The 24785-nt window shown below is 66.4% G+C and carries 15 protein-coding genes; 7 read left to right on the forward strand and 8 right to left on the reverse strand.

The window, feature by feature from the left end:
* Nucleotides 1–73 precede the first annotated feature (73 nt).
* From FU260_RS02990 to FU260_RS03015, 6 genes are all read left to right on the forward strand, one after another.
* Entirely contained in the window at nucleotides 74–1180 is a 1107-nt protein-coding gene (locus tag FU260_RS02990; RefSeq protein ID WP_168211621.1) for a tyrosine-type recombinase/integrase, read from the forward strand.
* Between the two features lie 70 nt (nucleotides 1181–1250).
* Nucleotides 1251–1511, forward strand: a complete 261-nt coding sequence (locus FU260_RS02995) for a hypothetical protein (protein ID WP_147915710.1) — start codon at nucleotides 1251–1253, stop codon at nucleotides 1509–1511.
* Nucleotides 1512–1554: 43 nt separating this feature from the next.
* Nucleotides 1555–2328 carry a hypothetical protein gene (locus tag FU260_RS03000; RefSeq protein WP_147915711.1) on the forward strand — a complete coding sequence of 258 codons (774 nt, stop codon included), beginning with the start codon at nucleotides 1555–1557 and terminating at the stop codon, nucleotides 2326–2328.
* Between the two features lie 432 nt (nucleotides 2329–2760).
* On the forward strand, nucleotides 2761–3345 hold the full coding sequence (locus FU260_RS03005; protein ID WP_147915712.1) for a type IV toxin-antitoxin system AbiEi family antitoxin domain-containing protein: 585 nt from the start codon (nucleotides 2761–2763) through the stop codon (nucleotides 3343–3345).
* A 95-nt stretch (nucleotides 3346–3440) separates the two neighbouring features.
* Nucleotides 3441–4247, forward strand: a complete 807-nt coding sequence (locus tag FU260_RS03010; protein ID WP_235912372.1) for a nucleotidyl transferase AbiEii/AbiGii toxin family protein — start codon at nucleotides 3441–3443, stop codon at nucleotides 4245–4247.
* 40 nt (nucleotides 4248–4287) lie between these two features.
* On the forward strand, nucleotides 4288–4644 hold the full coding sequence (locus tag FU260_RS03015; RefSeq protein WP_147915714.1) for a hypothetical protein: 357 nt from the start codon (nucleotides 4288–4290) through the stop codon (nucleotides 4642–4644).
* 152 nt (nucleotides 4645–4796) lie between these two features.
* Here FU260_RS03015 and FU260_RS24540 read toward each other — a convergent pair whose 3' ends face one another.
* The 8 genes from FU260_RS24540 to FU260_RS03050 all read right to left on the reverse strand — a co-directional run bounded on the left by FU260_RS24540 (nucleotide 4797) and on the right by FU260_RS03050 (nucleotide 21591).
* A complete protein-coding gene (locus FU260_RS24540; protein WP_147915715.1) occupies nucleotides 4797–5090 on the reverse strand; it encodes a helix-turn-helix domain-containing protein in 294 nt (97 codons plus the stop codon).
* A 151-nt stretch (nucleotides 5091–5241) separates the two neighbouring features.
* Nucleotides 5242–5904: an AMIN-like domain-containing (lipo)protein gene (locus FU260_RS03025; protein ID WP_147915716.1), complete on the reverse strand. Its 663-nt coding sequence runs from the start codon at nucleotides 5902–5904 to the stop codon at nucleotides 5242–5244.
* A gap of 209 nt (nucleotides 5905–6113) precedes the next feature.
* Nucleotides 6114–9887 carry a MobF family relaxase gene (mobF, locus tag FU260_RS03030; protein ID WP_147915717.1) on the reverse strand — a complete coding sequence of 1258 codons (3774 nt, stop codon included), beginning with the start codon at nucleotides 9885–9887 and terminating at the stop codon, nucleotides 6114–6116.
* 293 nt (nucleotides 9888–10180) lie between these two features.
* The gene (locus FU260_RS03035) at nucleotides 10181–10747 is read right to left on the reverse strand and encodes a hypothetical protein (RefSeq protein ID WP_147915718.1); all 567 of its coding nucleotides are present in this window, start codon (nucleotides 10745–10747) and stop codon (nucleotides 10181–10183) included.
* 648 nt (nucleotides 10748–11395) lie between these two features.
* A complete protein-coding gene (locus tag FU260_RS03040) occupies nucleotides 11396–12214 on the reverse strand; it encodes a hypothetical protein (RefSeq protein ID WP_147915719.1) in 819 nt (272 codons plus the stop codon).
* A complete protein-coding gene (locus FU260_RS03045; protein ID WP_147915720.1) occupies nucleotides 12204–18665 on the reverse strand; it encodes an ATP-binding protein in 6462 nt (2153 codons plus the stop codon). The genes FU260_RS03040 and FU260_RS03045 overlap by 11 nt, the downstream gene beginning before the upstream one ends.
* A 921-nt stretch (nucleotides 18666–19586) precedes the next feature.
* On the reverse strand, nucleotides 19587–19757 hold the full coding sequence (locus tag FU260_RS23460) for a helix-turn-helix domain-containing protein (protein ID WP_168211622.1): 171 nt from the start codon (nucleotides 19755–19757) through the stop codon (nucleotides 19587–19589).
* A 283-nt stretch (nucleotides 19758–20040) separates the two neighbouring features.
* The gene (locus FU260_RS03050) at nucleotides 20041–21591 is read right to left on the reverse strand and encodes an alkaline phosphatase D family protein (RefSeq protein ID WP_187368398.1); all 1551 of its coding nucleotides are present in this window, start codon (nucleotides 21589–21591) and stop codon (nucleotides 20041–20043) included.
* Between the two features lie 607 nt (nucleotides 21592–22198).
* Between FU260_RS03050 and FU260_RS03055 the strand changes: the two genes are divergently transcribed.
* On the forward strand, nucleotides 22199–24610 hold the full coding sequence (locus FU260_RS03055; RefSeq protein WP_147915722.1) for a DUF7507 domain-containing protein: 2412 nt from the start codon (nucleotides 22199–22201) through the stop codon (nucleotides 24608–24610).
* Nucleotides 24611–24785: the final 175 nt, after the last annotated feature.

The following is a 24785-nucleotide window of genomic DNA, read 5'->3' on the forward strand; positions in this document are numbered from 1 at the left end:
CACGATGGCGAGACCAGCGAAGTTGCCTCGTGGGATCAGTCTGCACGGCGATCGGTACCGCGTCAGGCTCTCCGTGGATGGAGTGATCCACTCGCTCGGCGTCTACGACACCCTCACGGATGCTCGCGCCGCGCTCACGCTCGCGCGGGCCGAGGAGGTGCGCGGCACATTTGTCCCGCCGGCGCAGGCGCGTGCGGAGCGGCGCGCGATGATCGAGCAGGCTGAGCGCGACGCGGTGACGCTCGCACAGTGGGCCGAGGAGTGGCTGGAGCATCTGGACGAGAAGGGTGGTGCGGAGTCCTCGATCGTCACGCATCGGTCGGTGCTCCGGGCGCACGTGCTGCCGGTGCTCGGTGACGCGCCGCTGATCGACATCGCGCCCGTCGACATCGATGAGCTGATCGCTGGGGTGCGGGCACTTCCGTCCAAGCGGAACCCGAAGGCGAAGGCCAACGGGGTGGCGCCGAACGTGCTGCGGACGCTGCGCGCGTGTCTGAATGTCGCGGTCAAGCGGGGGCTGCTCAGTGTGTCGCCGGTGCGGGCGGAGGCACCGGCCCGCCGGGTGCGCCCAGCCGATCCTGACGGGGACGTCGCGACGCCTGAGGAGGTGGCCGCGATGGCGGAGGCAATGCCGGCTCACTTGCGGATCGCGATCCCGCTGGCGTCCTGGTGCTCACTACGGCTGGGGGAGGTGCTGGGGCTGCAGCGGGGCGACCTGCAGCACCTGGACGATCCTGATCGCGCGGTGCTGCAGGTGCGGCGGCAGGTGAACTCGAAGGCGCCGGGTGCACCGCTGACGCCTCCCAAGGCGGAGAGCGTGCGGAGCATCGCGATCCCGTCGTTCATGCTCAATGACTTGCTGGAGCATCTCGAGGCTCACGTCGGCGGTGAGCGTGATGTGCCGGTGCTGACCCACCCCAAGCGGAAGCGAGAGCGAGTGTCACAGACGACGTTCGACCGTCACTGGCGTGCGGCGCGGGCTGCGGCCGGGCGGCCGACGTTCCGGTTCCACGATCTGCGCCACACCGGCCTGACGATGTATGCCCAGCAGGGCGCCACGCTCGCCGAGCTCCTCCACCGCGGCGGCCACACCGATGTCTCCGTCGCCCTCCGCTACCAGCACGCGACGGCGGAGCGCGACCGCGCACTGACGAAGCGGCTGGCAGCGGCTCTGGGATGACTTTCTGGTCCAACGAAACTCTGGTACTTTGGTACTTGGGTTCCGATCGGAACCGCAGAGGAGAACTGCCATGGCTACGGCAACCGCGCCGATCAAGGTCGATGCTGCGACGGACGAACTCGTGTCGCAAGCTGCTCACTTCATGTCGCGTTCGAAGAAGGACATCGTCGACGCCGCCGTGCGCGAGTACATCGACGCACACCGCGACGAGATCAACGCAGGTGTCAAAGCAGCCCTCGGCCAGCTCAACGGTACGGACGCAGCCGCCGTCTCGATGATGACCGGCTTGAGCCCTGAGGAGCTCGACGACCTTGGCGGTCTGCCCGGCTGAGGTCGCACTGGGGCGTGTCGGTGCCTCCCCATATGTTGAGTGCATGGCTCGAAACTCCGCTGGTGTTCGCCCCACACGACGCAGCCTCGCCGATCTCAGCCAGGTGGTTCCTAACCTCGGCACTCCTCTCGACGAGCTCGACCATGTGGTGGTCACTGTCGCGCAGACGGTTCCAGAACAACGTCAGGCCGGTGGCGCACAGCGCATCCTCGCGCTGAAGGATCGCGTCTGGTTCAAGGTCAAGGTGGGCGATCAGCGCGCCGTCGTCACCGAATTGTCGGACAGTGAGCGGGCCGAGGACTACCCGCAGGGAGTGGGCAACTGGTGGATCGGTGCGGCCGGTCATCGTCAGGCTGATAGTCCGCAGCGCGACTTCTACGACTCGATCACGCGTGAGTGCACGGCGGGGAAGGCCCTCTCCACGGTTGGCCTCCTTCCGACCGGGTGGGACTGGAAGCGCCTCACCGCCGAACGGGCCGTCGCTTGGCGTGTCGAGATGAAGCGCATGGTGATCCGCCTGATCGCGATGTCGTTGACGTCAGGCAAGGTGGCGGTCGCGGAGTTCCAGCGGCACAGAATCAAGGCGTTGGTTAGAGCGGACAATGGGCACGAGGCCTACTTGGCGATCATCGCAGAGGGCATCCCGAACCCCGAGGTCTTCGCACTGTTGCTGGACTGTGTACCGGGAATCTCACCCGACGACTGGCAACTGGAGCCCTCACAGGTGGCCGAGCTGGATCCGTCGCGGGGCGAGATAGTCTGGTCGACCCTGTTCCCGCGCGAAGTCGCTAGCGCCATCCTCGCATTGGACGAATGACCGGCGGTGCTCCGGCTCCTTCGGTTCACGTCGCGGTGGGGATTCTCATGGTGGCGGTGCGACTGAGCGGCAGCACAGCGCCGATGCTCGCCCTACCAGGTGCAACCCGGAGCGGGTGTCACAGACGACGTTTTCGACCGCTACTGGCGCGCCGCCGGCGCCGCGGCTGGCCGCCCGAAGTTCCGGTTCCACGACCTACGCCACACCGGCCTGACGATGTAGGCCAGCAGGGCTCAACCCTTGCCGCGCTGCTCACCGCGGTGGGCGCACCGATGTGTCAGTCGCGCTGCGTTACCAGCACGCCACTGCTGAACGGGATCGGGCGCGGACGAAGGGGCTGGCAGCGGCGCTGGGGTAGGCCCGTATGGAGATGTGGCCGAACGATGGATAGAACCCTTGCTCTCAGCCGATCAATGTGTAAGGCTTTTATCCATGAGGAGATTGGCTGATCTGCCTCCCACCTTCAGCACGGAGGTAGCGCTGACGCATGGGGTGCATCCGCGTGACCTCTATGCCTGGCGCGACGAGGGCAGCATCCTCCAACTGTCCCGGGGAGTGTTCCGCCGGGCGGATGCTCTACCGGCGTCGTATCCCGACGCCCTGGCCGTGGCTTACAGGACGCCTCGCGCGATCGTGTGTTGCGTGTCGGCGGCAGTGGTCCATGAACTGACAGACGAGATGCCGGCTACCACGCAGATCGCGGTCCCGAAGCGATCTCATGCCCCGCAGATCGACTACCCGCCGGTGACGGTTTTCCGCTTCGAGGAGCGGACCTTCCCGGTGGGCTTGTCCTCGTTCGAGGCAGCCCCGGATGAACGGGTACGGGTTTACGACGCTGCCAGGACTGTGACGGACCTGATGCGTTTCCGGCGCAGGTTTGGCGAGCCGGTGGCGCACGCTGCCCTGCACCGTTACCTCGGCTCGGGTGGTCGCCCGGCGCTGCTGCTGGAGTACGCGCAGGCTCTCGGCGTTCTCGGACCGATGCGCGCAGCCCTCGATGTAGCGAGCGCCCGATGAGCCGACCGACACGAGCGAGTTCTGCTGGGCGCGCATACCTAGACCTGCAGAACCGCGCGCGCCGGGAGAGGCGGGGGACCCAAGAACTGCTGACGATGTACGTCGTCGAAAGGTGGCTTGCGCGTCTCGCTCGTTCGCCGTATGTCGAGGACTTCGTACTGAAAGGCGGGATGCTGCTGGCCTCGTTCGGAACCCGACGCCCGACCGTGGATGCCGACGCGCTTGCCCGGAACATGGCCGCCGACGCCGATGCGGTCGCTGAGCGAGTTGCCGAGATAGCAGCGCTTCCCGATCGGGACGACGGCGTCGAGTTCGACACCAGCAGTACCGCTACGGCTCCGATCCGTGAGGGAGCGCTCTACTCAGGAGTGCGGGTCACCATGGTTGCCCGACTTGCGACTGCTGCGGTCAAGCTCCGGCTCGATATCAACTTCGGTGATCCAGTGACACCGGCTCCGCGACTTGTCGAACTGCCCGCGCTTCGGCCCGGTGGTGATCCGATCCGAGTCTTGGGCTATCCAGTTGAGACCGTGCTGGCCGAGAAGCTCGTCACAGCTATCGACCTGGGTATCGCCAACACACGAGTGCGGGACTTCGCTGACGTCTACGTTCTGACTGGGACCCAAACGGTCGAGAGCGTCGCATTTCGTGAAGCGCTCGAGGCTACGGCGGGGTTCCGCGGCGTCAGCCTGCGGCCACTGCACGACGCAGCACAGGGCCTGGCCGCTCTGCGTGCCTCCACGTACCAGGCTTACCGGCGCGGTCTCGGCGCCTCGGCGACGGACCTGCCTGAGTCGTTCCAGGAGACCGTCAGTGCGGCCGTTGCTTTCGTGGACCCGGTCGTCGGAGGACTGGGCGACCGTGCCGTCTGGAGTCCGTCGAGGCGTCAATGGGCTCCGTGAGTCCGGCTCGTCGGGCGACCTAGATCGCGCGCTGCTGCGCGTGCGACGGCGGGTCGACCCCAAGGCGGCCCTGAGCCACGAGACGGCCCTGGACATATACGACGTCAGTGACCTCATCCCCGATCGCTACCACGTGACGGTGCCACAGGCTCGACGAATCCGCCGTGCCGACAACGCCGCGTACGTAGTACACGAGGGGGTCCTTGCCCCCGGTCAGGTCACTTGGTGGGAGCAGATGAGGGTTGTCACACTAGCCGCGGCGATCGAGCAGTGCTTGGGATTCGGCACGCCGGCCTACCTGCTGCGTCAGGCGATCGGGCGCGGCGCCGCTAAGGGATGGCTACGGCACGCAGACCGTGCGCGACTGGCCGAGAGGATGGAGCGCGAGCGGGGATGACGATCGTCCGGCTCGCCTTCTCGCCCAAGCCATTATCAGGAGCGGCAAATGCCGCACCTGATAATGAGTACCGCCGACGGCGCATCTGTCGGGAGCCGCGGCAGGGCGACGCAAGATTCATGGGCGCGCGTTGACCTTGAGTCCGGGCTCAGTCAGCGCGCCGACCGACGGGTGGACCACTGCTGCCACGTCTCGCCAGGGCGGCGACCGGAGGGAGCGCGATCCTTCGAAGCCGGTATCGCGGCGTCCCAGCTTCTGCTCAGTCTGCTGACAGGCCGCCCGGCTCGTGCGACCTCGCCGGTCGCGACGCGGATGAGTCGGCCGAACCGGACCGCGCGCATCTCTCCTCGCGCGATCAATCTGCGCACCGTGTCCGGTGAGCAGCTCAGAGCTTCTGCCACCTCGGGAACGGTCAGGTACGGCGTGATCGGGGTCGTGTCAGACATGCGGGCTCCTTCCGATACCTGACCACGTGCGCAGCCTGGACCGACGATCGAGACCGATAGCGCTGGGCCCTCGATGTGCAGCGGGCGCTACGTCCCGGTTCGATCTACCGGCGCCCCGCGGCGACGAACGCCATCCGTCCGCCGTGCGGGCTCAGGGAGTTCGCACCTCGATGACCACTCGGTACGGGTCCGTCTCGGTGTGAGTGCGGATCCTGGCGTCGCTGCTCGTGAAACCGACGTAGAGGCCGTGGCCGCCACCGCTGCCCTCGAAGTAGCGCACATCCGCAATCGGTCCCCCAGTCGCCTTCGGCGCATAGACGTCACTGCCCAGGTCTCGACCGGGCTTCCAACTCACACCCACGATCGAGAACGACGCAATCGCCTCGCCATCGAAGTCCAGCTCCTCCCCGGTCGCGGGCTGACGCGCGCTCTCGGTCGGTTCAACCCACACGCCGGGCCCCCGTGTGGTTGACCGGTCTGGATCGCTGTACTCCAGCGTCAGCCGATCGGTGCTCTCGTCCACTGCCTCGAGTTCAATCGCGGTCAGAATCAACCCATTACTCATCTGGCACTGGATCAGACCGTGGTAATCGGCCGCGCGGTGGAACACGTCCGGGTCGAACTCTTCACTGGCAGGCCCCAGCGCACCGATGTACTCCGCATCATCGTCCGACGAGGACTGGCCAACATCGCTGGTGTTGTTCTGAGATGTCGGGGATGGCTCGGGAGGTGTCGGATCGGTATCAGCAGGTGTGCAACCGGATACCAGTAGCAACGCCCCACAGGCGGCGGCCACGAACCTCGCACGCCACACGCGAGCACCTCCATCCGTTCCCTCATCGGTTCGGCAATACGCAACCAAGCCCCACGTTCTGCTACGACGATACGACGACCTATGCCACCTCCGACTCCGATTCGTCCACCGGATCACACGACCAGAATTCGCCCTCATGCACCAGTGGACAGCCTGAAGCCATTCGCGACTCGCAGACGGACTAGCACACTGATACCGCGCTCAGCTGTCTAGCCGAGACCCGGCCCAGCACCGTCACCAAGGACGTTGAGGTGCTGATGGATCGGGTCGAGAAGGTCAATCGGCCCGCCCTGCAGCGACGCGAGGCTGACCTCCGTCTGCTCCAACGCCTGCTCCCGCTCCGCCTGCCGAAGCCGCTCGACCTCAGCGGCGCTCGGCGACTCGTTCCCAGCGCCGAGCCTGGCAAGCGCCGCCTCAGCGGCCGCCCTCGCGCGCCCCATCGGGCTGTCCGTAGAAACCTGCCGTCCGAGGGGCGAGTCTGTGTCGATCGCGTAGCGGTCGCGGTAGGCGATGATCTGGCGGACCTGCTGTTCCCACACGAGGCGATCGGGGGAGTCGGCGTCCGGCGCAGCTGGGAGCGCCGCCGCCCACACGGGCGGGCGCTCGGCGGTTCGCAGAGTGAGCTCGTCGAGGCGATCGCTGATCCGTCGCGCTTGTGCGCGCAGCCAGTCGGCCACCGCCGGATCTTCCGTGGGTCGGGGCTCATGCCCGACGGCGTCGCGTCCGTTGGCAGGTCGGCTCTCCTCTGGCGGTGGTGGGCCGATCCAAGCAGGAAGGCGGTTCCGTCCGCCCGCGATGACAGGTTCGTCGACCTGCCAGGCGAGCAGCGCGGCGGGCGAGCGTGCGCCGACCATGCTCTCGAGGTGCCCGGCCAACAGCTCCGCCAGCTCGGCGCCCGTTCGCTGGTGCCGGTAGAGCAGCCCGGCCAGGTGCGGCCAGGCGTCGTCGTCCAGGATCCGGCCGGCGTCCTCGGGTGGGAAGGCGGCGCGGATCGCGTCGCCCATGCTCGCGACGGCGGCGGGATCGAGCGCGGTCGCGTACGCGTCCTCGTAGGCGGGCACGAGGGTGGCGAGCGAGGCCGCTGCTTCGCGCTCGCCTACCACCGCGGTCAGGGCTGCGGCGTCGTTGGAGTCGCCTCGTGCGAGAACGCCTTCCAGGACCTCGCGGGCTGCGGCGTCGGGGCGTGGCTGGTGGTGCAGCGAGACGTCGAGGAGTTCCTCGGTGACGACGTACAGGTGGTTGCTGGACCGGCCGCGGGTGATGCCCGTGTAGAGGTGCTCGCGGGCCATCGACCCATCGACGAGCACCCGGGCGATGTCGACGGTCATGCCCTGGCAGCGGTGCACCGTGGTGGCGTAGCCGAGCTGTACGTGCTCGCGCACGTAGGCGTCGGGAAGCACGGTGCGGGTGCGGTGCTCGCGGTGCTGCACGGCGAGTGCGCCGTCGTCGCGGATGCCGGTGACGGTCCAGAGGTCGCCGTTCTTGACGTAGTCGGTGCTGCCGTGACGCAACAGCCGGTCGTTGTGGCGGGTCACGACGACGTCGCCGACCCCGGCGGTCGTGCCGTCGGCGAGCGGGACGCCGTCGGCGGCAACCTCCTGGCCGGCCACACGATGAAGGCGAGCGCGCTCGTTGAGGTAAGTGACGTCGTCGTTTGTGGCGGCGACCATGACCGAGGTGCGGCCCTGCGCGATGTCGCCGACCCAGGCGGCGTGCAGGTCCTCGAGCGCGGCTTCGCGAGTGCCGGAGCGGACGCGGCCGTGGTCGACGTAGAAGTCGAGGCCCGCGCTGCGGCCATCGCGGACGAGGAGGCCAGCGGCATCCTCGCCGGGGGTGGTGAAGCGGTGGACGTCGCGGAGCTCGGCGGCGCCGACCGTGCTGGCAATGAGCCGCAGCGCACCACCGGCTCCCACGGCGCCGAGCTGGCTCGGGTCGCCGAGCAGCCGGACCGACGCACCCGCGCCCTGGGCGATGCGGAGCACACGCTGCAACTCGAGCGTGCCGGCCATCCCGGCCTCGTCGACCAGCAGCACGGTGCGCCCGTCGACCCGCAGGTGCTCCGGGATCGAGCCGCCGCGATCCCGGCCGGCGATGAACCTGTGCAGCGTCTCGGCAGGGACGCCGCGGTCGTCACCGCGCACCTGCGCCGCCACGGCCGACGGCCCCAGCGCCACGACCTTCCCACCCGCGCCGGTGACGGCCGCGACGAAGGCTCGCATCGCCGTCGTCTTCCCTGCGCCGGCCGGACCGATGCCGACGACGAGCTGCTCGCCACTGCACGCGAACTGTCGCGCCATCGCGATCTGGTGGGCGTCCATGCGGCGTCGCGAATCGATCTGGACGTCGGCGACTGCGGATTCGAAGACGCCTCCACGCACGCTGAAGCCACCACGGGATTGTGCTGCGTGGAGGAGGTCCGCCTCGGCGTCGAGCACCTGCTGGGAGGTGTACGCCGTCGTCCCGTGCTGCGAGTAGATCGACATCCCGTCGGCGCGGGTCAACGCCGCCGGTGTGGGGACGGGATCCGCCGGGGTGAGCCGGAGCGAGGCGTCCAAGGTCGCTGCCGCGACGGCCTGCGCGGCCTCGGTGACCGACCATGCCCCTTCCTGGACGGCCGGCAGGGGGCGGACCACGCGCGTCGCCTCGGCGAGGACGTGGAATGCGGTCCAGGTGGCGCGCCGCTCGCCGAGCAGCACGAGCACCCGGTCGACGGCGTCGCGTGTGACCGCGCCGTCGTCGAGCAGCAGGGCGGGCTGGCTAGGCCGGCGATGCAGGACCGCTGCGAGCCGTCGGTGGACTGCGTCGGTCGAGCCGAGCATTTCGACGGCGCGGGCTCGCCAGTCGAGAACGCGTTCCGTGAGCGGTCGGCCGGGTTCTTTGCCGGTGCGGGTAGCCAGCGTGGCGGCCTGGGCGAGGCGGTACTGCTCGCTGCGGGGTGGCTCGTGACCGTGTCTTGCTCGGTACTCGGCGACCATCTCCTCATACGACGCGGTGATCGCTGCACGTCGCTGTGAGAACAGGGCGACGAGGTCGGCTCCGATGCCGTCGATCTCGCGAACGGGGACCTTGCGACCGGGCCGAGGCGTGGGCATGAACTGCACCCCGAGCCGTTGCACGAGCTGCTCCTCGACGAGCGCGTTGTACCTCTCTGAGGCGGCCACCTTCAGGCGAAACAGCACGCGGGCGTCGAGGCTGCGCCACTTGCCGTCGACGCCGAGGACCTTCGACGAAACGGTGACGTGGGTGTGCAGATTCGGGTCGCTGGCGCGTGAGTCGAGATGGTCGAACGCGGCCGCGGTCAGACCGCTCGTGTCGATCTGCTTCAGCCCGCCATGACCGGTGCGGGTGACGGCGGCTTCATGCTCGATCCAGGCGAGGGTCTGCTGCCACGCCTCCGCGTGCGCCTGGCTGATCTGCTCGCGCACGTTGTCGTCGGCCAGCGCCCACAGCACAGATACCGACTTGGCGGGCGTGAAGACGAGATCGAAGCCGGAGACCCCCTCCCGATCGGCGGGCGAGCGGTGTGCGAGGAAGCGGGCGACTTCTGACTCTGACGGCTCGGCGCCGTCGAGGCTCTGGCGCACCATCCCGGTGGCGACCTGCCACCGGATGCGCTCGCGCTCAGCACCGGCACGAGGCGCACGATCGTGCTCAGTGGCGAACGCCGAGAACGCCTGGTCGAGCGCGACGATGAAGGGGTTGCCCTCCGGCTCCCGACGGCGCAGGAACGGCCTGCCGAGCATATGGGCCTCGTCGTTAGGATGCGCGCCGAACCCGAACAGGCTCCGCATCTGCGCCACGTCGACCTGCCCCGCGACCTGCATCGCCCGCGTGCCACTCCCGACCCACCGCCCGGGCGGGTTGCCGTGCGCGTTGTAGTAGTCGGTAAGCGACAGCCCGCGGCGCACCTCATCGCCGCTCGCTACCTGCCGAGTCAGGTACTCGTACCCGGTCCCGGCATGCAGCGCATGGAGCGTCATCATGCCTACTCCACGCGCACCCGCGCGACGAGGCGCTGGTACCAATACCGCGCCACTCACCCGTGGTGCACCAGGTGTGTGACTCTCGGAGGCCTGGCTCTTGAGGGATCCGGCCGTGCGGCGGTGGCGACCTGAGGATTTCGAGGCACAGCGTCAGTACATGCCGGCGATGTGTGGATGGGTCAGGTTGTTGACCGCTGCCCACGGAATACCGGAGCACCTGCGGATCGCGATCATGCTGGCATCTGCGCCCTGGTCTCCACGCCGGCCAGGGCTGTTGGTTGCCTATCGCTCGCCTAGCGACCCCACCTCATCGGAACCTCGCTTGCCACGATGGTCGGCGTCGCGATGTCGGCCGACTGGCAAAGAGCGCGGAGGGTCTCGCTGATGGTATCGAAATACGGGGTGGGGCCTACGGTCACACCGGTGACGGGCAACCGTCGAATGTCCTTGTCGTCGTTCATGGCGAAGTATCTGCTGGTGACCCTGTCATCCGCTGCGAGTCTCATGTACCGGATAGGCAGCTCGTCGTTAGCCCGGTACTGAACCAGTTGGTCGGGTCGAGCCGCCGTCACGATCGCTCGCGCTTCGCGTTCGGCGTGGAACCCCTCCGGCTTCATCAGCGCTGAGGCGATCAGGATCGCGCTGGCGAGGTCCGTGTCGATGCGGGCACGCGCCTCGCTCGCGGAGTCGCTCATCGCTGCTTCTTCCTCCGAACCATCCGGAGCTGCCGTGGCCCTTGCGAGGTCGTCGTCGACTTCCTGGCGACCGCCAACGTTCCTCGCCCGAGCCCACCTGATCAGGTCGGTGACCAGCCGCTGCTTGTTCGCGTGGGTGTAGGCGACGGTGTACCACCGCTCCACCCGCGAGTTGCGACCGAACGTACTCCCTAACGAAGTCGTCTGGCCCTGCTCTCGGTTGGAGCAACGACTCGAAGCGCGATGCAGGTGTCGATGTGGAGTGCGTAGCCAGAACGCGGCCCGCAGTACAGGCGCCACTGCGCCGCGTCGTCATCCTCGAGCGAAGCACAGAGCACGAACACTTGGGACTGTCGTCCGGGTGGACCGTCCGCGGGTCGGAGATGCGCACGAGTTCGTCGAGCAATTTGTCTCCCGGGTCGCGGTCCGATTCTTCGCGGATCCGGCCGTGAATGAACCGCCGGCCCTCGGCCACTTCCGACAGGTCGTTGAGGCTCGTTGTCGCGCTGGCCCACATCGCCCGGTCGTTCATAATCCCAACCAGTCCTGTGGCGGATGCATAGTGATAGACAGTGCTGCCGGTCGGGACGGCAGGCGGTGTCCACGGGGCGGTTCTCGGGTCCATGGCCTGACGATCTAGGCCGCTGCAAGGGCGTTGATGACATCGTCTCCGAGTGCGTTTGACGCAATGCATCAGATCTGCGGCAGTCACGAGGCGTTCGACGACGACGGCGAACAGCCGTCCAAGGCGCATCTACGCATCGCCAGGGACTCAACTCGCACCAATTGGCGCAGTCTCATGGAACTGAACGGTCACTCTGCGGTCTGGCCGGTGGACTCCTCCATGACGGCCCCGGGCGCCTCGCCGACCAAGTCTGCGACCAGGTCGAAGACACGCCGACATCGGTTAACCGCGGCTTGCAGTTCAAGGAGAAGCACATCGCTAGACGCGAACGCATCGGCATCTGCCAGGTCGTTGGCACCGTCGGCGCTCGGCTCGCTTGCGGCTGGGTGCGGGGGACCGCTACTGGACGATTCCTCAGGTTCTTCGACACCATCAAGGTGCGAGATGGCCAAGTTGGTACGTGGAACGGGCTCGGCCTGAAGCCGGAGGCGGCGCTCGAGGCGCTGGAGCGCCTGGACCGCCCGGTCCTCTTCGGTTTGGGCCGTTGCTAGCGCAGAGATAACCCACGCGTCTTCGCGGGCGGAGGCTTCGCGGGCTGCGACAGCCACGCCGAACCGAATGAGCTGGCCAACTTCGCGGTCGATATCGCTCATGGCCCGCAGCAATGGGTATGTCGTCAATGCCTCCGTCGGGGGTGAGTCGTCGGTGAACGCGCGGTAGAACGCCCAGGGCTCCGGGTCTGGATCTAGCCGAGCGATGGCCCGGAGGATCGGCCGCAGGTATGCGTACGGCTCGCTGTCGAAGACTGCACCCCGCTTTCGTTCCCATAGCATCAGAACCACATTCCGGGTGGTCGTGGCCAGTTCGGCATCGTTCGGGTCCGCTTCGCACTGCGATATGAGATCCGCCAGGTGATGTGACATCCAGCGGCCGACAACGTCACTGCGGTCGAGTGCGTCCGCGAGGTCCCGTCCGAGCTGAAGTACCGGGTCGTTGTCAGAACTCATGAGCGTCTCCCGCGGTGTCGAAGAGGAAGTACTTGGTGTAGGGCTGCAAGAAGCGCATTCGGTCGTCCTCGTCGTCCCCATCGTCTCGCCAACCGCGGAGCGGCGAACTGTCTTCCGACCGGCGCTGCACCTCGACTTCCACGATGAGCCATCTGTCGAGGGTGCGAAGGGTGGCAGTTAGCCACGAGAGGTCGACCGTGAGGCTGTGGCCGGCCGAGCCGACCGTCTGCCTCGCATCCGTGTAGTTGCTCCACTGTGTGGAGGTCGCTACAACCCTCGTGCCAGTGCTCCAAATGCGGTAGTCGGTGTCGGCCGTGACCGACCCTAGCCGCGGGATCGGTTCAGCAAACTGGATCGGTGGGAACTCCATCGACCCCGCGTACGGATCTTGGCAGTCGCGTCCGGAGGTGTAGACGGGAGAGTTGATCCAACCTGTGAGTTCGAACCCAGGGACGGCGGAGCTGTACTCCTCGTCGTCAGCGTCCGGTATCCGGAAGGCGTGTTTGTCGGGTGCCGTCTGGAGCGCTCGGATCAGGGCGGTCGCCGTGCTCGGGTTGACCAGGGCTGAATGAACGCTGACCCGCTCGCTTCGAGAGTAGTATTGAGAGTATCGAGATTCCCACACGACGACCTGATCCGGCGAGGGGCGCAGTTCCTCGTTGAACCGGGCTGAGTTGATCTGATAGATCCAATACGGATCCTGGCCGGACGTCTCTGGGCCGGAACGATCGTGCTCCTCGATGATGGCCCTGGCCGGCTCCGAATCCTGTCGATCGGACAGCCACCGTCCATCAGCCCGGCTGGGGATGTGCCGCTCCAGAAAGCGACCGTATTCGGAGTCCCCTGCATCCGCGTCATCGTCGGATCGGAACACGACAGGGCGATGCGCCAGGAGCATGCCAGCGACCTCGTAGAGCGCCTGAACTGCAAGGTAGAAGTCAAGGTCCTCCTCCCCGGGCCACTCGCTCTTGTGGGAGTAGCCGCTACTCGGATACAGATCGAGCTTGTGCCGCGGGTCGTCCTCGGCGCGACCACGGGATGCAACTGCCCATCGATCGATCAGCACCTCCGAAACGAGGCGCTCGACAGAGCCTTCCGTAAGAGCGAACGCCTCGCCAAGCGGCTTGCACCAGTACTGGCGGAAGTCGAAGAAGAAATGGAACCGCTCGCGCTCCTCGCTGGTGTTCGCTTCGCCGCTGGCTGGTCCTGCCCCAGTACATGCACCCAAAAGGGGTTCGTCCTTGCCACTGGCGTGGGCAATCCCTGCATCTTGTGGGGTGGTGAGCTGAGCGAGCGAACTGAGCTCGTCAAGTTCGCTCCCCCAGTCACGGCGAACGGTCCCAATCGGTCTGCATGCTCCCTCGATCCGTGCTTTCTCTCTAGGATCCAGCGTGAGGAAGCCACCGGCCTGAAGGCGGAGCAGGATGTCTCGCGCGGTCTGAGTATTGACCGCGTGCGGGCTGCCATTGAGGGTCTGTACCAGGAACTCGAGGAACAGCGCTGCCGTCGGGAGCCCTGACGGCTCCGCAGCGGCTCGACTGATGCCGAACAGAAGCCACTGGCGGGCATGCCGTTCATAGAACTCAAGCCGAGCGTCGAGGAACGGTCCGGGATCGGTCCGTCCAAGCGCGAGTTCCAGCAAGTGCGACGCGATGCCGGTGTGGCCAAGAACGAGTGCGAGGTGCACGCAGTGTGCCGCCCGCCATCGGGCTTGCCCCGCAGGGTCGCCCAGGGCGGTCCAGATGACCGAGGCAGTCGCGGCGTTCGGATCCCAGCCGACAGTTGACCCGTGTGGCCGCAGCCCGTCAAGCGCATCCTCGGGCGCGATCTCGTCGAAGAGTGCAGCGGCGGCATCGAAGATCTCAAGGGCATCGTCGGATTCGAGGCGTCGGGCGAGGTTGGTTGCCAGCGCGTAGGCCTCTTCGGCTGTGAATGCCTGCCGATCGGCCAACGCCCTACTGGCGACGTGCTCGTAGTCCGTGTCCGTTCCGGTCGTGGCGTGGGCATGGTCGAGATCCAGCGTCCGCCAGGTGACGAGCAGAAAGTTGGGCGCGAATCGTCGTAATCCAGCAACGAGCACCTCGTCGAGCACTGCTTGCGATGCCATGGATAGAGGCTGGCTGAGCAGTGACTCCAACAGTCGCCTGAGGTCCCAGAAGCTGACTGTGGGACACGCCGCGAATGCGCGCAGGATGTCCGGCGTGGCGCCGCGACTACGGACAACGTAGGCGAAGATGTCTTCTGGGGCGTGGACTTGTCGACCTCGTTCTAGTCCTTTCGCCCATCCTTCTATAGTGGTGAGGTCGAGGTCGTCGAAAGTCGCTCGATCTGGACGATCGGACCATCTGCTGGAGTGGTCCCCGGCCCTCCTAGGCTCACTGGTCCACAGCAGCGACGGGTCGACCCGCTCCAGAGTTTCTCGCGTGATTCCCGAGGCGGTCAGCAGTTCCTCGAGCCCGTTTGCGGTGGGAGGGTGTGCGCGTCGAAACCGAAGGTAGGCGAGCACTGCCGGGAATGGTTCGCTCGACGTACTCGCCAACGACGTGCCCAAGGCGCTTTGGTCCGGGTAACGCCGGCCCAGCGGAAGTAGGATGAGAGTTGCAAGTGGGTCAGCGTTCAATAAGATCGACGGGGTCGTTACGATCGCGTCCGCGAGGTCGCCGATTGGGCTGATCCGGCGGTCTCGCCAGCGTGACCCTATGGCGAGTGCCTCCGGGAGCGACAGGCGCGCCGCCGCCGTGAGAATGTCGGCATGGTAGACGTCGTCGCCCAGATAGTGCTCGATACTCTCAGCGATCTGACCCAACCGGTAGGCGCGGCCTGGCTGGTACCCGCTGTTCGCACCGGCGCTGTTGGCAATCGCCAACAGCGCCGACCATCGGGTCCAAGCATCGTCGCCGATGGCGTTGGTGATCTCCAGCGCTGCCCGAAAGTGGACCGCAGCTTCATCGCTCGAAGTCCGTTGGGTGGCGCGCGCGAGTTGCACGAAGTCGGCGGCGAGGTCTCCGGCATCTTCCCTTGCATTTGACAGATGCCGGTGACAGTCCGCGGCGATCTGCGAGGACAGTGCGTGAAGACTTGGTTGCGTGGCGGCCTGTTGGGTGAGATATGTAAGGGTGCGCCGGTTGATCACTTCGCCGTGGGTGCGTTCATATGCAATAAGTGCCGAATGGTCGACGATCTCGGGATGCCGGGCGATCGCGCGGCCGATGATCCGCAGTACGACGTTGACCCTTGTGTGGTCGATCCGTTCGCGTCCCCATTCCAGTGGAGCGGCCTGCAAGAACCCCGATGCGCGTGCTCCGAAGGTGGCGGTGCGCTCAGCGGACGTGCCGAGGTCGAGATCGAGCCACGCCGCAGCCCAGGAGACAAGGGGTTCGATGTTCTCTCGGTACTCTCGCAGCTCGCGGGAGGACTCGAAGTTCTCGCGTTCGCGGGCGTCGCGGATCCGCGCGCCCTGGATCTCTAGGGGATCCAACGTGCGGCCCTCTAGGCGAGCGAGAAGTGTGAACCCCAAGATGAGTTGCCACACGTCCCGGTCGTACCGTCCGCCGGTTCGGTGGCCTAGATTCTCCGGCAGATACCGACGCAACAGCTGGGTGGCCCGGGATGGTGTGATAATCGCCTCGGCGATGGCGCGGCTGATTAACCAGTTGACGGCGGTGAGGCCACCGTGGACCGGGTCTCCGACTGTTGGCCGGAAGTCGTCGTGGCGGGTCGGACGAATCGGCCTCTTCCGCCGAATGACAGGACGGAGAAGACGCTCGATGATATCTGTGCCGAGTTCGACGTTGCGCTCGGCACACACATGAGCAACCGCCAGCTTGAGGTAACGCCCCTTAGCAAGGCGTGCCAGATCGTCTAGGTCCGCAAGGCGCCCCGCGTCGAGGAGCCGACGGACAATCACTACCCCGACGTCGAACGCGAGGGTGCGGGGTCGCCAGCTGCGCAGGAAGCTCACACACGCGGTGGGACCGTCGGTGTTGAGTAAGCCCCAGGCGACCTGGAGTATGTCGAGCTCGCCGACGCCGGACGCGGCGTCGTCTCGTCTTGACTGACGGACCCAGGCATGCATCCAGGAGACCGCGCTCCGCAGTCGATTTCGTGCCTGGGCTGTCTGCCCGTCGGCTCCTGAGAGAAGGGCGCCCTCAATCGGCAGATTCGAATTGGGCCAACCAGCGGTGATGCTTCGCGTGGCAACGAGTTGCTCGAGGACGCTCGGATCCAGGAAGCGGGCAGCCAAGTCGGTGTGATCCCGGATTAGGTCTAGGCGCCGTGTACGCCCGGCGGTCAGCGCCCCGAGTCTGAGGGCGAGTTGCGCAGCCTCGAAGTCCCTGTCGGCCCGCAATGCTGCGGTGAGCGCAAAGTGAGTCCGCTGTTGCGCGATCTCCCGGCGCTGAATCTCGTTCCGTTTGGCAGCGGGGAGCGCAGTGCCGGGCAGGCGATCATCGGAGAGCGCAAGCCTCACGAGATCGCTAAACCGATTTGCTTCGAAGAGCAGCGCAGGTAGCGAGGCTGCCACGTAGGCATCTTGATCCGCAATGGGAGCCAGGCGCGTGATTAGTGCCTCCAGTTCCAGTCCTTTGGGGCGGTACCGGTCGCGAAACCACGTCTCGGTGGGTTCGTCGCGGAACTGCACTGAGCCGCCGTCAACCAGCAAGGGGCGGCCTAGGTCGGAGACGAAGCTCAAGACGACCGATACATGCACGCCGGCCAACTCGGCCAGCACGCGCACCGGGATCATCGGTCGCAGGGCCGCAAGCCCAACACAGATGGCATCGATCTCGGCACCCGCCCCATGCTGACGGTCCCGAAGGTCTGCGACCTGACGTTCGATCAGCGAATCGAGTGCGTCGCCGGCCGAGACCGGGTTCGGCGCCAACCATGTCAGCGCTTCATGCAAGCTGTCGGTGGCGTCAAGGACCGTCGCCTGCACACGCGGATTCCGGCTGGTCCGTGCATGGAACTCGGAAGCGTCTGCATCGGAGACTGATGCGTAGACCGTCCTCAGGTGGTCACGGGTCTCGTCGAGGTCGAATCCCCGGAGCGCGACGTCCTGGTAGCCGCTAGGCAGTCCCAATAGCGAGATCCGCCCCGAACGACTGGTGACCAGAAGCCGGACGTTCGGCGGGAGCCGCTCACGCACCAAGCCCTGAGCGAAGGAGCGCTCGCCCATCTCCTCAGCGATCATCGCGGCATTGTCCGCGGCGTCGACAACGATCGTCAGCAGCGCATCCGGGTCAGTGACCGAGAGATTTGCTGAGGCCTTGCTTAGCCGGCCCAGGAACGCGCGTGCATAGTCGGCCTCGTCAGCGGTGGCGGAGGGGATGATGGGATCGCACAACCTCCGTCCAGCGAGCTCGTTCACGAGCTGTACGAATCCCTGCTTTGGGCGATGGCGGGGCGCGCTGGGGCGTCGGTACGAACCGTTGCCGAAGCAATCGAAGACGATGGTGACAGAACCGTGCGGTAGGTGGTCTGCGAGGGCCTCAGCGAGGACGCTCTTGCCCACCCCGCCCGGCCCGTGCACGAGAGTCGGCACTCCCGGCGCTTGCTTGACCATTAGAGCGATCTCGGTGAAGTGGTGCCGGGTGATCGGACGCCGCGGGGGGTCAATAAGGTTGGGCGCCGGGAGCAGTTGATCTTCGGACGTCCTCAATGCTGCTAGTACGTCTTCGCGGCGAACGGTCGGGTCACTCCCGGCGATCGAGGTCGCGCGGCTGGAAATCATTTCCCTCAGCAGGAGCGCCTGTTCGGCCGGGGCTCCAGGTAGCAGGTCGGCGACTTCCAGGTCGAGCAGGTTGCGAAGTTTGAGCAGGGACGGCGCGCGCTCGTCGACAACGGTCCGCTTGCACAGATCGGTGATCTCGGCCGCGTCGAGGATTTTCTCGAGGGCAGACCTGATCGGCCTGGTGCCCGTGGAGAGGGTGCCCGCGCTGAGGTCGCGGAGACCACGTAGGGCTGAAGGGGCCGGGGCGCGGTTGCTAATGAACTCGAACCGAGTCCGCTCCAACGCGGCCGGATGGTTGGCTTTCAGTGCTCGGTACTTACGGGCGAAGCCGATCAGCGTCTTGGAAAGGAACGAAAGTGTCCAGGGTGTGTCGGCGTGCCGGGTCGAGTGCTTGAACTGACGGTAGACCACCCGGTTTGCCTGGTCGATGTCGCTGGAACCCCAGTACTCAGAGAGGTCGATAACCTCATCGCCAGTTGACTGGTGGGCCGTCCAGGCCGCCGGTTGAGCCTGCGGCCTCCAGTCACCGTCGGTCGTCGACGCGTCGGGGGATGAGCTCGGTTCGGGATTCGCCGCCTGCTCACTGGGATCTACTCCCTCGACGATGAGCGTGTGAAGCCCGGATCGCTCGTCGAGTAGCCGCAAGGACTGGCGAGCGGCCCATGTGTAGTGGAACTGGTCGCCATCCCGACTTGGCCGGAGCAGGTCGGGTGCGGTCATCGCGAGAAAGTCCTTGCTGGAGCGGTCGCCACTCTCCGTAGCGTCATGTCTGCACCACTGCACCACTGCACCACTGCGGCAAGCACGGGAACGTTGCCGATCGCCAGAGTTTGCGGACTCCGAACAAACTGGATGGTGGTTCGATCGGCTGGGGACTCACCAGCGCTCGGCCGACCGGCACTCGTGGTCTCCGGCGCGGGTCGCTTCCGATCCGAACGAATGCGTCGTGCGGCGATGCCGCGATCTACGAACCCGACCATCACACTCCACCACGTAGCATTCCGGCTAGGGGCTCCGCCGGGCTGGTATCGATGCTCCCACGCATGCATTGGGATCTCGCGAGCCACACCGACGCCGGTGCAAGTGACGCACTAGTCACGCCATGCGATCAACTACCGGCGCAGCGCTATCGCATGGGGCTCCGCCTGATCGGAATCTGATCTGGAATGACAATGCGTCGGGGTGAGGCTCCCGTGCACGGTGGCTCGCGAGGCTGTGATGTCGGGGTGGTGGTTGAGGCGCAGGCGGGCCTCGTCGCTGGTACCCGAACTCGCCGTTGATAAGGTCCCGGTGCGCCAACGCCACAACTAGTTCGAAGGCCAGGTGCTGTATAGCGAGGACTGTCACAGGGCTGACACGCTCCTCACCGTATCCATGAATATGCAGGTCAGAGCGTTGTGAGGGAGACTCCCACCGTCTCCGCCATTGTGATGTCTCGGGACATCGTGAACGGCTGAACCCCCGGTTGTGGGGGGTTCAGCCGTTTTTTGGTTGGTCGGTGTGGGTGGGGTTGAGGGTGTGATCGGTGAGGATCTGCCCGGTGGTGGCGTCGATGACGGTGGCGTGGTCGGTGTGGATCAGGGCGATGATTTCGGTGCGGGCGTGGGCGCGGGGCGATGCCGAGGTGGAGCATGTCGTCCTTCAGTGGCGCAACCTGATCTTTCGGGGGTGGTAGGCGTCTTCGCCTTCGGTCAGCCATCGGTGGTGGAGCTTGTGCACGAGGGTCTTGGAGACCCCGTAGCGGTCGGCGACCTGCCCGTAGGTGAGGTTCTGGATGGTCACGGCTTTGATCAGGACTTCGTACTTGGCCACCGTTCACGATGTCGTGAGACATCCCAGCGCCGGTCACCGCCGCGTTCACGATGACGCGAGACATGCGTTCACGATGTCCTGAAACCAGACACCACCGTCTCCGCCAAATATTGAAGAGCCCCGCCCATGGGTTTCGGGCGGGGCTCTTCAATATTCGGCACCTGACAGGCGGCGGGATTCAGGAGGAGCCGAGCGGCTCACGACGAAGGAGCTGGCCGCGGGAGTGTGACTCGGCGACGGTTGGCCAGCAGTGGGGCGTCAGTGCGCTGTCAGTGCGGCAGGCTCAGTCGGGAACGCCTCCAGGGACGCCGTTCTCGACAACGAAGCTGGCACGCGTGTGGATTGGCGCGCCGGGCTCCGAGATGTACGGCACGACGCGGTAGTCGGACCTCATCGTCTCCGGCGTCAGCGTGACGACGTTGTAGCCGCGCTGGAAGTTGCAGAACAACATGTGCGGGTTCTCGGCAAGGTAGGTTTCGCCGATCGGGAGCATGTCCGCACCATCTCGGCCGCTCGCGAGGGACGTGCCGACGATCTCCGTACCCAGCACGGGCGAGTCTGGATCTTCGTAATCCGCCTTCAGGTGCATGAAGTAGTTGTTGTGGCGGTCGCCCGTGACCACGACGATATTCTCGACGCCGCGCTCGCGTGCCTCGGTGAGCACGTGCTCGCGCTCGACGTTGTAGTTGTCCCAGGCTGCGCCGTAGGTGATGGCGTCGGGGTCTGGGTCGCGATCGATCTGGGCCATGGGCTGCTGGTTTCCGATGATCTGCCACCTCGCCTCGGAGGAGGAGAAGCCCTCGACCAACCAGTCGCGTTGTGCACCGCCGAGCATGGTGGCTGAAGCGTCGTCCCGACCGCGTTCGGACCGATACTGGCGTGAGTCGAGCATCGTGAAGTCCGCGAGCGTGCCATAGCCGATGCGTCGGTGGATGCGGATGCCCGGGCCGGCAGGCATCTGCGTGTGGCGCAGCGGCTGGTTCTCGTACATCGCCTGAAATGCGTCGGCCTTGCGCTGCGCGAACACGGCAGGATCCTGATCCGGCTCGTCATCGTGCTCGGACCGCGGTCCGAGCCAGTTGTTCTCGACCTCATGATCGTCGAACGTCGTCAGCCAGGGGCACATCGCGTGAGCCGCCTGCAGATGTGGATCGGACTTGTACAGGCCGTACTGCAGCCGGTAGCGGTCGAGATCGAAGCACTCGGTCCGCAGGTAGTCGGGCATCGGGGTGCCGTCGTGCAGGATCGGCTCGGGGACGTAGGACTCCTCGTAGATGTAGTCGCCGAGGTGTACCACGAGGTCGAGGTCTTCCTCGGCCATGTGCTGCAGGCTCGTGTAGAACCCAGCTTCGTAGCTCTGGCACGAGGCGGTCGCGAATCGGAGTGACGCCGGCATCGTTCCCGGAGCGGGCGCGGTTCGGGTGCGACCGACGGGCGAGACCTCCCTGCCCACCCGGAATCGGTACCAGTACTCCCGGTCAGGGCGTAGACCGCCGACCTCGGGGTGCACGGAGTGCCCGAGTTCGGGTGTCGCGAACGCCACGCCGGCGCGCACCACGCGTCGGAAGCGCTCATCCTCGGCTACCTGGTACTGCACGGGAATCTTCCTGTTCGGCATGCCGCCCCGTCCGTCCGGTGCCAACGGGTCCAGCGCGAGCCGGGTCCACAGCACCACGCTGTCTGCGAGCGGGTCACCTGAGGCAATCCCCAGCGTGAACGGGTACCCGCGTACGCCAGCCGATGCCTCCGCGTCCGGTACTGCGCCGATCCCTAACAGAACCGCTGCCGCGCCCGCGCCCGAGTAACCGAGGAACCGCCGTCGAGTAGTTCTCATCGATCCGACCGTGCCCATCTATGCGCCTCCATTGTTTCGCCGCCAACTGAAATCCCGTTCAGCCTTCGAGACAGCACTGTTCAGATGTGACTCGTCTATGTCAAGAATCTAATTCAAATTAGTAACTAGGAAGGGTTCTATCTCGAACATGCGACTTCTTTGCAGTTCGTCGACACGGCTTCATGAGCGCTATCTCATGCGGATTGGAGGCGTGAGACGGTCTTGGCGGCGTGACAATCGCCCGCATCGCGGGCGTCCCCAGGCGGCGGTGGGCTCGCTCGCACTCCCACCACACAGCCCGGCAGCCTGGAACTGCGTGGCCGCACTGGCGGGTGGGGCCAGATCTCCGCGCTCTGTGGATCGATCCCGTGCAGCCCGCGGCCGCCGTTGCCGCACTTCTGGCTCGGCGGTGGCGAACGCGGCAGTGAATCTCCGCTACTGCTGGCAGCCTGAAGAGGGCATTCCTGAGGCCATGGGGTTGCTGAGCCTGCGGTGACATCGTTGCCCGATCGGGCAACGATGCGGTAACGGTTGTTCAAAAGCGCCCATCGGCCCGCGGGATGCCGCTACTCTCCAGGGGTCACTGCCGACTTCCGAGGGACTGCCCGTGTCATTGACTTCAGCGGTACCCCGCGCGAACGCGCCCACCAGGGCCGTCCGCGCCGCAATCCTCCTCGCCATTGCGGCGCTGGCGCTGCTGCTCATGCGGCCGACTTCTGCGAATGCTGAGGTCTCCGACCTGACGCCGCCGCCGGACGGTTGCCTCGCCTACGATGTCGGTGCCGTCGCGATGGAGGACGCCACCGACGTGCAGACGCTCAGCCTTGATCTCGAGGGGCCGGTCGTCCAGGTCATCATCGAGTGGGCCGGGATCTGGCAGCCTGCACCGCTTGACCCCACGATCGGCGTCGAGGTGGACGGACCGGGCGGTGCCCTCTCCGACTCGTACCTCGGCACAGAGTCGACGGACGCGACTGCCCTGCCCGGTAGTCCGGAGGCCGTTGCTTACGGCTACGTCGCGGACATCACCGACCTCTTCTCCGGCGGCGTTGCCGGGAACTACACGGTGAACGTGACTCCACCGGTCGATGGCATCGACGGAGGAGAGAACCGCTGGGGTGGCGCTACGATCACCGCCGTTTACGACAGTTCACCGTGCGAGGACGTCGCCACGGTGATCTGGAAGGCCGGCGCCGACTTCTACTTCGGCGGCAACTCCACGTCGTCGCCGACGACCGAACTGATCGTGTACGACTGGGGCTACCCGCTGGCCGAGGATTACACGGCCTCGTTCTCCACCTCGATGGCCGGCTCCGACGACGAAGCCACCGACTGCCGAGTCTCTTCGATCTGGGTCGCCAGCGGGACCGGAACGGCTCCCGCGGCCACTGACGATCTCGTTGACGACGACGGCGTCGCGAACGATGCGTTGAACGGGGTCGAGGGCATCGTGAATCCGTTCACGCCGCCGAACCAGCCCTGCCCGGAAGCGGCGATCGAGGCGCCGGTGGTGTCTTTCACCCCCGGGAATGTGGGTCCGGAGCAGGCGCTCGTGAAGTTCGACATGGAGATTCCGGCGGGTTCCACCTGGGCTGCGTTCCAGCTCGAGTCTCCTCGGGACAACGGCGGCCACGCGGGGCTGCCGGAGTCGGGCGCCTGGAGCGGCGCCGGCCTGCTGATCCTGCCGGCGTTCGTACCGCCGGTTCCGGACATCGCGCTGGAGAAGACGGTTCTTGATGGCGCCGGCGCCGCCTGCCCCGGCGTCGAGGGCACCGACGAACTCGTCACCGGCGAAGTCGGCGACCCGGTGACCTACTGCTTCAAGATCACCAACACCGGTGAGGTGCCGCTCAACCCGGTGGACCTGGACGACCCGGATTTGGCCATCACGCACGACGACATGACCCTCGTTTCTGGCGACAACACCGTGAACTTGGAGCCGGGCGGCGAGCTCGTCTACTCCTACGACTCCACGATCACCTCGGAGCTGGTGAACACCGCCACGGTGACCGGCTACCCGGTCGATGAGGGCGAACCGGTCACCGATACCAACGACGCAGCGGTCGAGCCGCTGCCGATGTCGCCGGACATCGCACTGGAGAAGACGGTGCTCGATGGCGCTGGCGCCACCTGTCCCGGGGTTGAGGGCACCGACGAACTCGTGGCTGGCGAGGTCAATACGGCGGTGACCTACTGCTTCAAGGTCACCAACACCGGTGAGGTGCCGCTCAGCCCGGTCAAGTTGGACGACCCGGACCTGGGTATCACCCACGAGGACATGACCCTCGTTTCCGGCGACGACACGGTGCCATTCGCGCCAGGTGACGAGTTGGTCTACTCCTACGAGTCCACGATCACGACCGACCTGGTGAACACCGCGACCGTGACCGGCTACCCGGAGAGCGGCGACCCGGTCACCGACACGAACGACGCCGAAGTGCAGATGTACGTGATCTCCGGGTCCGTCACCCCGGTCTGTGAGGCGGACGCTCCGTATCTCGGGTATGACATCCAGACCAACGCACCCGGGGCGACGGCGGAGATCACCTTCGTCGGTGACGGCGGCTCCGAGACCGTGACAGTTCCGGTCGGTACGGGTGAGGTGCTCTGGCCGGGTGCGGTGGTCGGCCCTGACGGGGCCGGAATCGACTGGCCCGGCTGGGACCAGGATGCCAGCGGCAACTGGTTCGAGAACCCCGACAACCCCTACGCCTGGGCGCGCCCGGACGTGGAGATCGCCGTGACCGTGAACCCGACCACGGAGCCGGTGACGGTCGCCTACCCGCCGGGCACGCCGACCTGCTCGACGGCGCCCCCGCCGAACGATCCACCGGCGTCGACCCCGCCTCCGAATGAGCCGCCGCCGAACGCGGGCCCCCCGGCGTCGAGCCCGCCCGCGCTCGCCGCGACCGGGGCCGACGACCCAGCCGGCCCGGTCGGCCTGGCCGCCGCGCTGGCGCTGATGGGCGCCACGCTCGTGGTGTTCTCCCGCAGGTTGGCGTTCCTGGCCCGACGCTGAACCAGCGCGTGGTCACGCCCTCAGGTCGCGACGTTTAGCCACGGCCGCGACAGCGCTCCATGCGCGGCTCCAGGCCCGAGAGGTCCACCGAGCCGCCGTTCTCCTGCAGCGTCGTCGCCCGGGCCAACTTTCAGACGCCGGGTGGTGCCTGCCCGCGCCGTGCCGCTGCGCACAC

The organism is Ruania zhangjianzhongii, assembly GCF_008000995.1.
GTDB lineage: Bacteria > Actinomycetota > Actinomycetes > Actinomycetales > Beutenbergiaceae > Ruania > Ruania zhangjianzhongii.